We start from the raw sequence: 12,956 nt of genomic DNA, 5'->3' as shown, positions 1-12,956 counted from the left end.
GCGTTGTCGGCGCTCCGGGAGATGCTGCGCCCATGAGCGACACGACGCAGGTCGCGGTCTCGTGGGCCGCCGCGCTGGGCTGGCGGCTGGAGCGCCACCTGCTCGCGCCCGTGGGCGACGGCTCCGCTGCCCACGTCGTACGCCGGCTCGGGGCCGTCCTGTCGATGGACGAGTCCCTGGCCGCCCTCGCGGTCGCCGCCCGGAGCACGACGGCGGGGCCGGGTGCGCTGGCGCAGGCGCTCGCCGACGGCGAGGTGATCACCGGCTTCACCTTCCGCGGCGCGATGCACCACCTCGCCCCGGAGGACGGCGGCGTCTACCTCGGGCTCCGGGCGGCCGGGCGGCAGTGGGAGCGGACCAGCTGGGTCGACTACTACCGGCTCCGCCCCGAGGACTGGCCGGCCTTCCGGGCGGCCGTCCGCGAGGCGCTGCACGCGGGCCCGCTGACCCTCCCGGAGCTCGGCGACGCGCTCGCCCGGCACGCCGCCTACCGCCACCTGAAGCCGGTGTTCGACGACGGCGCCGGCACCCTCGTCAAGCCGCTCAGCTGGCAGGGCGACCTGAGCCTGGGCGGCACTCGCGACGGGCAGCGGTTGGTCCAGCGGCTCGACGACAACCCCCGCTGGGCAGGCATCCCGCCGCTCGACGAGGCCGGGCCGCAAGCGATCCGGCACTACCTGCGCACCTACGGCCCGGCGACCACCGACCACGTCCACCACTGGCTGGGCGACAACCTCAGCGCCGGACGCAAGCGGCTCGAGGGCTGGCTCGCCGGGCTGGCCGACGAGCTGGTGCCCGTCGACGTCGAGGGCACCACGGCCCACGTCCTCGCGGAGGACGCCGAGTCGCTGGCCGCGGCCCGTCCCTCGGAGGCCGTCACCCTGCTGCCGGGCCACGACCAGTGGGTGATGGGCGTCGGCACCCACGACCCCCACGTCACCCCGCCCGCGCACCGCGACGCCGTGACCCGCAAGGCCAACCCCGTCCTGGTGGGCGGGGTCGTCCGCGGGACGTGGACGCTGGCGAGGCCGGCAAAGGACGGCTCGCGCCGGGTCACGGTCACGTGGCTCGACGACACCCCGGGCTCGGCGACCGCGCTGGCGCAGGAGGTGCAGCGGCTGGCCACGGCCCTGGGCCAGGACCTCACGCTCGCGGGCTGAGCCCGCCGGTCACCAGGCCGGCGCGGGCCCGCCGAAGACCGTCTCGACGAGCTCCGGCCCGAGCCGCGACACGTCGCGCAGGATCCAGTCGTCGCCCAGCATCAGCACGGCCGAGGCGGGCCGCAGCACCACCCACAGCCAGCGGCCGTGCGCCTCGCCGGCCAGCACCGAGCGGTCGAACTCGCCGTCGGCCGCGCTCGTGGACACCGACCACAGCGGCACGACCTGGCCCTCCACGCGGATCCGCAGGGCCGGGACGCCGTCGCGGATCTCGCCGCCCGGGTCGTCGTACGCCGTGCGCGCGCAGCGGGCGCCGAGCCCGGTCCCGGCCTCCTCGGTCACGACGAGCACGTCGACGGGGCCGTCCTGCTCGCTCGTGCCCGACGTGCAGGTCAGGGTGCCGGCGGTCAGGCGCTCACCGTCCCCGACGAGCGCGAAGTCGCTGACGCTCCAGGCGGGGCCCATCGGCCAGGGAAGGTAGGTCGGGAAGTCCGGCGCGGCGCGCAGGTGCGCGGTGAAGTCCTCGTAGCCCACCTCCTGCGGCCGCCACAGCGGGCGGATCGGGCCGTGCGCGGGGCACGCCCAGCCGCTGCCCGCCTCGTCGTCCAGGACGGGGAAGGTGCACCGGGGACAGCCCGCCGCGAGCGACATGGGTCAACGGTCCCGGCGCGGCCGGTGCGGCGTCAAGAGTTCCAGCGCAGCACCACGGGCGACTCGCGCTCGTGGGCGAGCACCGAGACCGTCGCCGTGCCCAGGCGGAAGAGCCGCCCGTCGCGCGGCGGCAGGCCCAGCCAGCGCGCGGTGAGGACGCGCAGCGAGTGGCCGTGGGCGAAGACCAGGCTCGGGCCGTCGGCCGCCTCCAGCCGCGCGATGACGCGGTCCAGCCGCTCGCCGACCTGCGCCGCGGTCTCGCCGTTCGGGCACGGCCCGTCCCAGACGGTCCAGCCCGGCACGGTCTCGCGGATCTGGTCCGTGGTGATGCCCTCGTAGTCGCCGTACGCCCACTCGGCGAGGTCCTCGTCGACCTCGGCGTCCGGGAAGCCCGCCAGCTCGGCCGTCCGCCGGGCCCGCTGGCGGGGACTCGTCAGCACCAGGCCGAACGAGCGCCCCTCGAGTCGCTCGCCGAGCCCCCGGGCGACCTCCTCGCCGTCGGGCAGCAGCGGCAGGTCGGTGGTCGAGGTGTGCCGCCCGGAGCGGCTCCACTCGGTCTCCCCGTGCCGGACCAGCCAGACCTCACCGTCGTCGCTCCCGCTGCTCGTGCTCATGGCCCGAGTCTCGCACCCGGGGCTCAGACCTCGGCCAGCACCACCACGCGGTCGCCGGGCTGCACCCGGAACACCTCGGACTTGGCGGGGTTGACGCGGACGCCGAAGTCGCGGTGCTGGTCGTCCGCGAGCGACACCGAGCGGTAGCCCAGCGCCGTCTCGTTGCGACGCGTCGCGCCGGCGACGATCGTCGCGAAGGTGACCTCGTGGCCGGGCTGGACGTACCACTCCGCCGGGCGCAGGTAGATCTCGCTGCCCTCGTTGCCGAGCAGCTCCCCGAAGACGGACTCGAGGCGCTGGTCCTCCGAGAGCTGCGTGACGAGCAGGCTGACGATCTCGCCGCTGACGACCACGTCGTCGACGTGCGCGACCTGCGCGAGGACGCGGTTGCGGTCGTCGAGCATCTCGCTGACGACCGGGGTCACGTCGTCGTAGCGCGACAGGATGTCGCGGACGTGCAGCAGCGTGACGAGGGTGCGCGCGTCGGCGGCCTGCACCCCGAGGTGGTCGGAGTAGCAGAGCACGATCACCTGGTCGAGGCCCGGCCCGACGTGCGCCTCGAGCGTCGCCCGGTCGGTGGTCGGCCCGACCACGACGGTGACGGCGAGGTTCTCCAGGTCCGGGACGGCGGGCTGGCCGAAGGACGTGAGCACGGTCAGCGTCGAGCCGGCCGGGGCATAGTGGTCGAGCTCGCGCAGCACGATCGCGGCCCGCTCGTTCCAGCCGATCAGCACCGCCTGCGTCGGGTGCTCGTCGCGGCCCTCCTCGGTCCCCAGCAGGTCGAGGTCGGGCCGGGTGGTCGCCGAGGCGGCCGAGCCGAGCGCCGAGTCGTCCTCCGCCACCACGATCAGCGTCTGGCCGTCGATGGGGGTGTCGGCGGGCGGGTTCAGCTTGGTGACGCCGCCCGTGATCAGCCCGATGACCGAGGCCTGCTCGAAGGCCAGCTGCGCGTCGGCGTACGTCGTGCCGTGCAGCGCGTGGTCCTCGAGGAAGTAGATCTCGTCGCCGTCGTAGTCGAACAGCTCGGTGTAGACCGCGGCCGCGCCGGACTGGCGCGACGTCTGGACGACCAGCTTCGCGACCGTCTCGCGGATGTCGAGCAGCACGGTGCGGTCCGCCCCGACCAGGCGCGCGGCCTCGAGGTTGGTGGGGTTGCGGATCTCGGCGACGATCCGGGGCCCGTCCGGCCCGCTGTGCGTGAGGGCCAGCAGCGTCTTGATGACCTCGCTGTCCGGGTCCTCGGACTCCTCGGGCGCCAGCAGGATGACCGAGCGGGCCGACGCGTGGCTGCTCAGCGCCAGGTCGTCGATGTCCATCGGCGAGCCGGAGCGGCAGATGACGCGGGTCCCGCGCGTGTCCGGCACCTTCGCGCCGAGCTCGTCCTCCATCTCGACCTTGTCCTTGTCGGCCAGGATCACGATGACCGGGCGGCGCCGGCTCTCGTTGGCGATGGTCAGCTCGCGGACGATCGTGAAGATCGAGTCCGACCAGCCGAGGACCACCGTGTGGTCCCTCTCCAGGACGATCGAGCGGCCCCGGCGCAGGTCGGCCAGCTTGGCGTCGATGCCGGTGGCGATGACGCCGATGAGCGCGCTGACGATGAAGAGGCCGGCGATCGTCAGCAGCAGCATCGTCAGCAGGAACGGCCAGCTCCCGACGTCGCCGCCGATGTAGCCGGGGTCGAGCGCGTGCAGGAGGCTGTAGAAGAGCTCCTTGAAGAACCCGCCGCCCGTCGTGTCCACGGAGCGCAGCCGGAACACCGTGGTGACCACGGTGAACACCGCGATCAGCACCAGGGTGACCACCGACAGCCAGGCGATCAGGGCCGGCGTACCGCCCGCCATGGAGTTGTCGAAGGCGTACCGCGCGCGGTCCCCGAACCGCTGCTCCGCGGACGGCTTCCCCTGCGGCTTGACCGAGGACGTCCCGCCCTCGGACATCGCCTTCTTGGTCCGCTGCCGCAGCTGCTGGCCCGTGCGCGCCATGCCCACTCCTCACCCCGCCGGAACGCCCGACGACCGGAGAATCCTGTCGCACCCGCGACCCCGCCACACGGCTTTTGCCGGGACTGGCAGGGCTCCCGTGCCACGATCACCCCATGAGCACCACGGAGTCGCTGTCCCGGTCCCGGCTGGCCGCGGCGGCCGCGTTCCTCACCCAGGGGCTGGTCTTCATCAGCCTGACGACCCGGCTCCCGGACTTCACCGACCGCTGGGACATCGGCGAGCTCTACCTCTCGCTCCTGCTGCTCATGATGGTGCTGCTCGCCGGCGCCGGCTCGGTGCTCGCGGAGACCCTCGCCCAGCGGCGCGACAGCGCCTCGATGCTCCGCGCCGGGCTGCTCGTCATCGCCGTCGGGGTGGTCGTCATCGCCGTCGCCCCCGTGGAGGCGGCCTTCGTCGCCGGCATGGCGGTGTACGGCGTGGGGCTGGGCGTCATCGACGCGACGACCAACATGCAGGCGGTCGCGCTGGAGCACCGCTACGGCCGCCCGATCCTCCCGTCGTTCCACGGGGCGTGGACCCTCGGCGGCATCGCCGGCGCGGGGCTGGCCCTGGCCACGGCGTCGTTGCCGCTGGAGACCCTGGCCGCGGTGGCGGTCGTCCCGCTCGCCGTGGCGTTCGCGCCCCTGCTCCCCCGGGTCGGCAGCGCCCCCGACCTGAGTGCCGCGGCCGCCGTGCCGTGGCGCCCGATCCTGCTGGTCGGCCTCGGGATGGTGCTGTTCTACATGGTCGACACCGCCACCCAGACCTGGGGCCCGCTCTACCTCGACGACACCTTCGACACCCCGTCCCGGCTGGTCGCGCTCGCGACGCTGCCCTACCTGGTGGCCAGCGGGGTGCTCCGGCTGGCCGGCGACGGCCTGGTCGCGCGCCACGGCGTGGTGACGGTGCTGCGGGTCGGCGCCCTCGTCGGCGCCGTCGCGCTCGCCGTGGTCGTCTTCGCGCCGACCTGGCCGGTCGCGGTGCTCGGGTTCACGCTGCTCGGCGCGGGGCTCGCCGTCGTCGCACCGCTCAGCTTCTCCGCCGCCGCCCGGATCGCCGGCGGCGAGGGCCTGGACCCGGCCGTGCGGCAGGCGCGGGTCGACGCCGTGATCGCCCGCTTCAACCAGTTCAACTACCTGGGCGCGCTGCTCGGGTCGGTGCTCACCGGCGTCGTCGGCTCGGGCTCGCTGCGGGTCGGCTTCGCGGTGCCGATGGTGCTCGTGCTCGGCCTGCTCCCGCTCGCGCGGGCGTTCGTCGCCCCGGCGCCGGGGTCCGTCGACGGACCCCGGCCCTCGGGCGTCGGTCAGGCGGGCTGAGCGCCCGGCCAGTTCTTGTCCGGCTGCGGCACCGGGCGCCCGGGCTGCTCACCGCCGCGGGCCTCGAGGTAGCTGTCCTTGGGCACCATCACCTTGCGGCGGAAGATGCACACGACCTTGCCGTCCTGGTTGTAGCCGATCGTCTCGACGTGGACGACGCCGCGGTCGTCCTTGGACTTGCTCTCGGTCTTGCCGAGGACCGTCGTCTCGCCGTACAGCGTGTCCCCGTGGAAGGTCGGCGCCACGTGCCGCAGCGACTCGACCTCGAGGTTGGCGATCGCCTTGCCGGAGATGTCTGCGACGCTCATGCCGAGCAGGATCGAGTAGACGTAGTTGCCGACCACGACGTTCTTCTTGAACTGCGTCGTCTCCTCGGCGTAGTTCGCGTCGAGGTGCAGCGGGTGGTGGTTCATCGTCAGCAGGCAGAACAGGTGGTCGTCGTACTCCGTGACCGTCTTGCCGGGCCAGTGCTTGTAGGTCGCCCCGACCTCGAACTCCTCGTAGCTGCGGCCGAACTGCATCTCTCACTCCTGACGTCTCACGGTGGTCGAGCCGGTCGAGACCACGCGCGCCCATCTTGGCCGAACCCGGAGGCCCGGGTCACCGGATGGACGCGTGCGGTTTCTCACCCGACCGTCGCGGCGAGCCCGTCGAGCGGAGGTCCGGCAGGCTCAGCTGCCGCCGCCACCGGCCTTGCGCCGGTGCATCTTCGGAGCGCCGCCGACCACCTCGGAGCCGTGCGCCTTCTCCGGCACCGGCCCGTCCTGGTGGACGCCCTTCTCCTTGGAGTTCTTGCGCTCGAGGGCCTCGCGCATCTTGGCCTTGAGGTCGTCGTTGGACGCGTTCGCTTCAGGCATCGTTCCTCCAGGCTGAGGGGGTGGTGTCGTCTCCCCCACCCTGACACCCCGACCCAACGGGCGTCGAGGCGATATCGGACCCGATCAGCCGAGCTTGTAGTCCTTGAGCAGCGAGCGGCCGATGATCATCTTCTGGATGTCGGCCGTGCCCTCGCCGATGAGCATGAACGCCGCCTCGCGGTAGAGGCGCTCGATCTCGTACTCCTTGGAGTAGCCGTAGCCGCCGTGGATGCGGAACGAGTCCTCGACGACCTCCTTGCAGTACTCCGCGGCGAGGTACTTCGCCATCCCCGCCTCGACGTCGTTGCGCTGGCCGCGGTCCTTGAGCCGGGCCGCGCGGACCATCATCGAGTGGGCGGTCTCGACCTTGGTCGCCATCTCGGCGAGGCGGAAGAGGATCGCCTGGTGCTGGGCGATCGGCTTGCCGAAGGTCTCGCGCTGCTGGGCGTAGGCGATGCCGAGCTCGAAGGCGCGGTTCGCGATGCCGCAGGCGCGGGCCGCGACGTTCACGCGGCCGACCTCGACGCCGTCCATCATCTGGTAGAAGCCCTTGCCGGGGTCGCCGCCGAGGACCTGCTCGGCCGACACGCGGTGGCCCTCGAGCACCATCTCGGTCGTGTCGACGCCCTTGTAGCCCATCTTGTCGATCTTGCCCGGGATGGTCAGGCCGGGGGCGGTCTCGCCGAAGCCGGCCTCCTTCTCCAGGAGGAAGGTCGTCATGTTCTTGTAGACCGAGTCGGCGCCCTCGTCGGACTTGACCAGGCAGGCCACCAGCGTCGAGGTGCCACCGTTGGTCAGCCACATCTTCTGGCCGTCGATGACGTAGTCGTCGCCGTCCCGGACCGCCTTGGTCTTGATCGCCGAGACGTCCGAGCCGAGGCCGGGCTCCGACATCGAGAAGGCGCCGCGGACCTCGCCGGTCGCCATCCGGGGGAGGTACTTCTTCTTCTGCTCCTCGGTGCCGTGCTGCATCAGCATGTAAGCCACGATGAAGTGCGTGTTGATGACGCCGGAGACGCTCATCCAGCCGCGCGCGATCTCCTCGACACAGAGCGCGTAGGTGAGCAGCGACTCGCCGAGCCCGTCGTACTCCTCGGGGATCATCAGGCCGAAGATGCCGAGCTCCTTGAGACCGTCGACGATCTCCTGGGGGTACTCGTCGGCGTGCTCGAGCTCCGTGGCGACCGGCAGGATCTCCTTGTCCACGAACGAGCGGACGGCCTTGAGGATCTCGGTCTGGTCGTCGGTGAGTCCGTCGGTCTCGCAGAGGCGGCCCATGGGGCGGTCCTTCCGTTCGGGGAGCGTGAGCTGAAGCGAGCCTACCGGTCGGTACGCCGTGCGCAGCCGGCGTGGATCAGTGGGATTTCCCACGTGCCGCGGCGCCCGCCAGACGGCGGCGCACCCGGGCGGCGAGCGACCGCACGGGGGGCGGCGAGGGCGGGGCCGCGGGCTCGGGCAGCTCGCCCGGGGCCGGCAGCACCACCTCGGCGCGACGCTCGGCACGCTCGGTGAGCATGACGACCAGCGCCTTGATCGCCGAGGCGGCCACCTCGCGGTTGCGCGGCGGGAGCTCGTCGGTCGCGAACGACGCGGAGGCGCTGCGCAGGTCGCCGAGGTCGCCCTCGACGGCGTAGCCCGCCGCGGCCATCCCGGCGATGTGCCGGTCGGAGACCTCGCGGCACCACGCCTCGAACCGCTCGGGCACCTTGATCCGGGGGCCGTCCTGGCTGCCGAGCACCTGGACCGCGAAGTAGCGCTTGCCGACCGTGCCGTAGACCTGGCGGCGCTTCACGTCCGGCCCGAGGTCGGCGTTGACGCGGCGCAGCACCTCGCTCTGCACCCGCCCCAGGCCCCGGTTCGCCGACGCGACCTCGCTCTCGAGGTCGGCCGGGTCCACGCCGAGCACCCGGCAGTAGCGCTCGAGCAGCAGCGTGGGGCTGCCGCCGGCAGGCGGCACCGTGACGACGTGGATGCGCTCGGGCGGCACGTGCTCGGCCCAGCGCTCCAGCACCAGCGGCGGGTCGAGGTGCAGGCGGCGGCTGTCGGTCGCGCCCTGCTCCATCAGCCGGCGCAGGCGCTCGATGTAGGCGCCGTACTCCATCGAGGCACCGGACTGGAGCGCCTGCTGCCACGAGGACGGCAGCTGCCGGCCGAGGTCGCGCACGGTGAGCACGACGTGCACCTCGCGGTCCCGGCAGGCCTCGAGCAGGGTGCCGATCTGCTCCGGCGTGCAGGCGGCCAGGGACTCCTGGCTGAGCCACGCCCGCGACCCGGTCGCCTCGGCCAGCGCGGTCGTGAAGCGCTCCAGCGCCTGCGACACCTCCGGCGGGTCGAGCTCGGGCTGGTAGCGGTCCCGCACCCGCAGCATCAGGTGGAAGGCACCGCGCTTGCTGCCCGGGACCAGGTCGAGGCCCTGCTCCTCGAGCCGCTCCTGGTTGCGCCAGAAGATGCTCTGGAGGTACGACGTGCCGGTCTTCTGCAGGCCGATGTGCAGGTAGAGCGGTCGCGGTCCGGGCATGGCGCGACTCTAGCGAGCGCCCGGACCCGGCCGCCGCCCGCTACTGCGGCGTGGTGGAGTCCAACCGGGCGAGGTAGTCCTGCGCCTGGGCGAGCCCGATGTTGCCGGTCCGCAGCGTCGCCGAGCGCGTGGAGGTGACCGCGGTCCGGTCGAGCACGCCGTTCACGTCAACCCGCAGCGTCGGGGCGCCGGTGGCGGCCAGGTGCAGCAGCATCGTCGTCGGCGCGCCGGCGTCGGCCCAGGTCTGGGCGCAGACGTCGACGCACTGGCGCACGCCGGTGCCGGTGCCGGTGGTCGTCCCGATCGCCGCGGCCAGGCCCTGCTCGACCGAGGTCAGCACGGGGCTGCGCGTGATCACCCGCACGGAGACGCCACGCGCGACGGCCGCCTTGACGGCGTCGGAGACCTTCGTGAGCAGGAGGTTGGACGTCACCAGGTCGACGGTGTCACCGGCGACGGACTGGCGCAGCGAGCGGACGACCTGCTTGACGACGAGGCGCTTCTCGGCCGTGCTGCCGGACGGCACGTTGGTGACGGCCGTGGTCTCGGTGGGGGCGTCGACCGTCCAGTTCAGCCCGGCGACGAGGGCGTCGTGGTCGGAGTAGAGCTCCACCGCGCGCTGGTCGACGACCTGGATCTGCTCCTCCGGGGTGGCGAAGATGTAGTCGATCGTCATGCCCTGGTGGTCGCCGGTCGGGAAGTAGCTGCCGAGGGCGTCGTACGTCGGCACCATGCCGTCCCCGGTCAGCACGTCGCGGGGGTAGGCCGCGCTCTTGTAGTGCAGGTTGAAGTCGCCGCCGACGAGCACCGGACCGCTGCCCTTGAGCTCGGTGACGAGTGCGCCGATCTTCTTCACGGTGCGGCGGCGCAGGTCGGGCATGCCGTTGACGATGGGCGGGACGTGGGTGGAGACGACCGAGACGGTGCGCCCGTCGACGGACGACAGCGTCACCCAGTTGGCGTAGCGCAGGCCGAGCATCGTGTGCCGCTTCGGCGGGATCTTGCGGTAGTTGCTGACCCGGACCGTGCCCTGCGCGATGGCGGTCCAGGTGTCCTCGCGCCACGCGACCGGCACGGCGCCGGTGTACTCGCCGGGCGTGCGCCAGATGGCGTAGCCGGCGGGGGCCAGGACCAGGTCGTTGCGGCGCGGCACCTCGTTGTAGGTCACGAAGTCGGGTCTCGGGGCCAGCACCGTGCGGACGTCGGACTGGAAGCGGTTGAGCGTCATGCCGGTCTTGATGTTCGCCTGCACCATCACGACCTCGGCGGGGACGGTGTCCTTCGCCTTGCCCGACGTCGCTGCGGGGGCGGTCCGGCCGTCCGCCGCCTGCACCGGTGCACCGCCGAGGACGGCCAGGCCGCTGAGGCCGAGGGCCGCGACGGCGACCGCCGCCGCCGTCCGTCGTCGGGCGCGGGGCGAGGTGGTCGAGGGGGTGCGGTGGGACTTCACGATGCCGTCTCCTGATGCTCTGACGGGTCCCCCGGATCGCTCCCGGGACCTTGATCCCATCCATCACACCAGCAACATCAGCACCGTGGCAACGAGTTCGGACGAACTACAGACGTGTAGTTCTCGGGCCCGGATCCGGGGTCGGGTGCAGGGCCCGGTCCGCGGCCGGATCCGGGGCGTGGACGGGTTTTCTCAGCCGACGTGCGCGAGCGCGCTGACGAAGATGTGGTCGCTGATCTTCTGCTCGGTGGTGCGCACGTCGCGCCAGTAGCTGCTCCACGTGGCGCCGCTGCCGACGACCCAGTCGACCGGCATCGGCATCGGCGGCGGGTGGCAGCCACCCGCGGTGCTGCCGCCGTTCGGGGCCGTCATCTGCGCCGGGGTGACGACCTGGCAGTAGAACTCCTGGCGGTCGTTCATGTCCCCGGTCGCGAAGACGGGGAGCCCGGACGCCTTGAGCTGCTTGATCACGCCGACGGTGATCGCCTGGGCCCGCCGGCGCTCGGCGAGTGCGCGTCCGCCGCCGGGCGAGGGGTGGGTGTTGACGACGTAGAACTCGCGACCGGTCCCCCGGTCGCGCAGGCGCAGGATCGGTTGCGGCCGCGGGCGGCCGACGAAGGTGATCGTGAACTTGCTGCCGGAGACGAACTCGTACAGGTCGGGGTCGTACAGGATCGAGTTGTCGGTCTCGAGGGTCCCCCACGAGAAGCCGGGGTACGCCGCGAAGCCGGTGCGCGCCTGCAGGTCGCGCAGCTGGTCGTCCTGCAGCTCCTGGGTGCCGAGCACCCGCACCCCGTGCTGGGCGATCAGGTCGGCGGTGCGGGCCGTCCGGACCGAGGCGGGCGGGTAGTTCGGCTTGTCGCCGCCCTTGACCGAGTGCTGGCTGCCCAGCACGTTGAAGGTGCCGATGTGCACGTCGAAGGGGCCGCCGGCCGGGGCCAGCGCCTCGGCCTTGTCGGCGAGGTCCTTCTTGGACGGCTTCGGCGGCGGGGGCAGCCGGTGGAAGACGATGCCCGGCACGATCCGCATCGGCCGCTGCTTGCGGACCGGCTGGGCGTCCTTGCCGGCGACGGTGGTGTCCGCCAGCTCGGCGGCCACCGGCGACGCGTCCGAGGAGGGCGTCGGCGCCGGGTCGTCGGACAGCCTCGTCGAGGCGATCGCGGTCGCCACGACGGCCAGGCAGACGAACGCGGTCAGCGCGGCCAGCAGGCGCGGGCGCGCCCGATCAGGCGCGCGGTGGACGGGGGTGGGCACCGAGGGACGTTAACACAGGGCGACCGGGCCGACGGCTTCGTCCGGAGCCCCACCGGAGCCGTTCGCTAGGCTCCGCCGCATGCTGCTCACGGCCTCGACCATCAGGGATTCCCTGCCGAACGTACGCCGTTTCGTGGCCGCGAACCTCGCCTCCGGCGTGGACCACATGGTCGTCTTCCTCGATGCCCCGAAGGACCCCGGGCAGGCCGAGGTGCGCGCCGAGCTGGACGCCCACCCCCACGTGACGGCCGTGCCCACGGGCCGCGCCGGCTGGTGGCGCGACGACCGGCCCGCGGGTCTCAACGTCCGCCAGCGGATCAACGCCAACGTCGTCCTCGACGCGGTGCGCGACCTCGCCTGGGCCGAGTGGGTCGTGCACGTCGACGGGGACGAGGTCGCCCGGGTCGATCCGGACCTGCTGGCCGCGGTGCCGGCCGACACCGGCGCGCTCCGCCTCGACCCGCTCGAGGCGGTCAGCCAGTGGCACGTCGACGCTCCCCCGACCCTCTTCAAGCGGCTGCTCGACCAGCAGGACCTCCACCTCCTCTTCACCCTCGGGGTGATCACGGAGCCGAGCAACACCGTCTACTTCCACGGCCACGTCAAGGGCAAGGCCGGCGTCCGCCCCGGCTCGGGGCTGCGGCTCACGCTGCACAACGCCGTCGACGACGAGGGGCGGATCGCCGAGGGCCACCGGGCGCCCGGGCTGGCCGTGCTGCACTACGACTCGATCTCGGGCGAGGAGTTCGCCCGCAAGTGGGCGGCCCTGTCCTCCGCCGGGAAGGCGCAGTTCCGCCCCAACCGCGGCATCACCGCCGACGCCCTCGCCGCGCTGGTGGGCAAGGACCTCCCGGACGAGGTCCGGGAGACCTACCTCCGCAGGATCTACGAGCGCACCACCCGTGACGACGTCGAGACGCTGCGCGACCTCGGGCTGCTCGAGACCGTCGACCCGCTGCACGCGGCGCGCACACCCCGGGCGCTGCCCGCCGGCGCCCTCCAGGAGCTCGAGTCCCGGCTCGCGGCGGTTCGCGACCAGCCCAAGCGGCCCTTCCACGCGGTGGAGCAGGGCGCGGGCGGCGAGGGCGGCGGCGGCGGCAAGGTGGCCCGGCTGCGCGACCGGCTGCCGGGCTCGCGCCGCCCCTGAGCCG

Annotated in this window: 12 protein-coding genes; 3 read left to right on the top strand and 9 right to left on the bottom strand. The window is 72.9% G+C overall.

Features of this window, described 5'->3' with window-relative positions; all coding sequences use genetic code 11:
- Positions 1 to 32: 32 nt before the first annotated feature.
- Positions 33 to 1,160 (top strand): winged helix DNA-binding domain-containing protein, encoded by a 1,128-nt coding sequence (locus H5V45_RS17095; protein WP_185254043.1) that lies wholly within the window; start codon positions 33 to 35, stop codon positions 1,158 to 1,160.
- Positions 1,161 to 1,169: 9 nt separating this feature from the next.
- Here the strand turns inward: H5V45_RS17095 and H5V45_RS17090 are convergent, their stop codons facing one another.
- Genes H5V45_RS17090 through H5V45_RS17080 form a run of 3 tightly spaced genes read right to left on the bottom strand, consistent with a single transcriptional unit; the run spans position 1,170 to position 4,410 of the window.
- Positions 1,170 to 1,811, bottom strand: a complete 642-nt coding sequence (locus H5V45_RS17090; protein WP_185254042.1) for a DUF6758 family protein — start codon at positions 1,809 to 1,811, stop codon at positions 1,170 to 1,172.
- 32 nt (positions 1,812 to 1,843) lie between these two features.
- Positions 1,844 to 2,425 carry a histidine phosphatase family protein gene (locus H5V45_RS17085; RefSeq protein WP_185254041.1) on the bottom strand — a complete coding sequence of 194 codons (582 nt, stop codon included), beginning with the start codon at positions 2,423 to 2,425 and terminating at the stop codon, positions 1,844 to 1,846.
- A gap of 23 nt (positions 2,426 to 2,448) precedes the next feature.
- Positions 2,449 to 4,410 (bottom strand): CASTOR/POLLUX-related putative ion channel, encoded by a 1,962-nt coding sequence (locus tag H5V45_RS17080; RefSeq protein WP_185254040.1) that lies wholly within the window; start codon positions 4,408 to 4,410, stop codon positions 2,449 to 2,451.
- A gap of 113 nt (positions 4,411 to 4,523) precedes the next feature.
- Here H5V45_RS17080 and H5V45_RS17075 point away from each other — a divergent pair, with 113 nt between their 5' ends.
- The gene (locus H5V45_RS17075; RefSeq protein ID WP_185254039.1) at positions 4,524 to 5,726 is read left to right on the top strand and encodes an MFS transporter; all 1,203 of its coding nucleotides are present in this window, start codon (positions 4,524 to 4,526) and stop codon (positions 5,724 to 5,726) included.
- Here H5V45_RS17075 and H5V45_RS17070 read toward each other — a convergent pair.
- The 6 genes from H5V45_RS17070 to H5V45_RS17045 all read right to left on the bottom strand — a co-directional run bounded on the left by H5V45_RS17070 (position 5,714) and on the right by H5V45_RS17045 (position 11,805).
- Positions 5,714 to 6,247, bottom strand: coding sequence for a MaoC family dehydratase (locus H5V45_RS17070; protein ID WP_185254038.1), 534 nt, complete (start codon positions 6,245 to 6,247; stop codon positions 5,714 to 5,716). The two genes, H5V45_RS17075 and H5V45_RS17070, sit on opposite strands and share 13 nt — an antisense overlap.
- A gap of 150 nt (positions 6,248 to 6,397) precedes the next feature.
- Entirely contained in the window at positions 6,398 to 6,583 is a 186-nt protein-coding gene (locus H5V45_RS17065) for a DUF5302 domain-containing protein (RefSeq protein ID WP_185254037.1), read from the bottom strand.
- An 84-nt stretch (positions 6,584 to 6,667) separates the two neighbouring features.
- A complete protein-coding gene (locus H5V45_RS17060; protein WP_185254036.1) occupies positions 6,668 to 7,861 on the bottom strand; it encodes an acyl-CoA dehydrogenase family protein in 1,194 nt (397 codons plus the stop codon).
- A 76-nt stretch (positions 7,862 to 7,937) separates the two neighbouring features.
- Positions 7,938 to 9,101, bottom strand: coding sequence for a hypothetical protein (locus H5V45_RS17055; protein WP_185254035.1), 1,164 nt, complete (start codon positions 9,099 to 9,101; stop codon positions 7,938 to 7,940).
- Positions 9,102 to 9,141: 40 nt separating this feature from the next.
- Complete coding sequence (locus H5V45_RS17050) at positions 9,142 to 10,551, bottom strand: endonuclease/exonuclease/phosphatase family protein (protein ID WP_185254034.1); 1,410 nt, start codon at positions 10,549 to 10,551, stop codon at positions 9,142 to 9,144.
- Between the two features lie 192 nt (positions 10,552 to 10,743).
- Positions 10,744 to 11,805 (bottom strand): endonuclease/exonuclease/phosphatase family protein, encoded by a 1,062-nt coding sequence (locus H5V45_RS17045; RefSeq protein WP_185254033.1) that lies wholly within the window; start codon positions 11,803 to 11,805, stop codon positions 10,744 to 10,746.
- A 79-nt stretch (positions 11,806 to 11,884) separates the two neighbouring features.
- On the opposite strand from H5V45_RS17045, the gene H5V45_RS17040 reads away from it, so the two are divergent.
- Positions 11,885 to 12,952, top strand: a complete 1,068-nt coding sequence (locus tag H5V45_RS17040; protein ID WP_185254032.1) for a glycosyltransferase family 2 protein — start codon at positions 11,885 to 11,887, stop codon at positions 12,950 to 12,952.
- Positions 12,953 to 12,956 lie beyond the last annotated feature (4 nt).

This window comes from Nocardioides luti, from assembly GCF_014212315.1.
Taxonomy (GTDB): Bacteria; Actinomycetota; Actinomycetes; order Propionibacteriales; family Nocardioidaceae; genus Nocardioides; species Nocardioides luti.
This window is presented reverse-complemented; position numbering and strand designations above follow the sequence as displayed.

Excerpts from the sequence above, each read along its gene's own strand:
- H5V45_RS17095 (WP_185254043.1), top strand. The coding sequence starts at position 33 with ATGAGCGACACGACGCAGGTCGCGGTCTCGTGGGCCGCCGCGCTGGGC.
- H5V45_RS17090 (WP_185254042.1), bottom strand. The coding sequence starts at position 1,811 with ATGTCGCTCGCGGCGGGCTGTCCCCGGTGCACCTTCCCCGTCCTGGAC.
- H5V45_RS17085 (WP_185254041.1), bottom strand. The coding sequence starts at position 2,425 with ATGAGCACGAGCAGCGGGAGCGACGACGGTGAGGTCTGGCTGGTCCGG.
- H5V45_RS17080 (WP_185254040.1), bottom strand. The coding sequence starts at position 4,410 with ATGGCGCGCACGGGCCAGCAGCTGCGGCAGCGGACCAAGAAGGCGATG.
- H5V45_RS17075 (WP_185254039.1), top strand. The coding sequence starts at position 4,524 with ATGAGCACCACGGAGTCGCTGTCCCGGTCCCGGCTGGCCGCGGCGGCC.
- H5V45_RS17070 (WP_185254038.1), bottom strand. The coding sequence starts at position 6,247 with ATGCAGTTCGGCCGCAGCTACGAGGAGTTCGAGGTCGGGGCGACCTAC.
- H5V45_RS17065 (WP_185254037.1), bottom strand. The coding sequence starts at position 6,583 with ATGCCTGAAGCGAACGCGTCCAACGACGACCTCAAGGCCAAGATGCGC.
- H5V45_RS17060 (WP_185254036.1), bottom strand. The coding sequence starts at position 7,861 with ATGGGCCGCCTCTGCGAGACCGACGGACTCACCGACGACCAGACCGAG.
- H5V45_RS17055 (WP_185254035.1), bottom strand. The coding sequence starts at position 9,101 with ATGCCCGGACCGCGACCGCTCTACCTGCACATCGGCCTGCAGAAGACC.
- H5V45_RS17040 (WP_185254032.1), top strand. The coding sequence starts at position 11,885 with ATGCTGCTCACGGCCTCGACCATCAGGGATTCCCTGCCGAACGTACGC.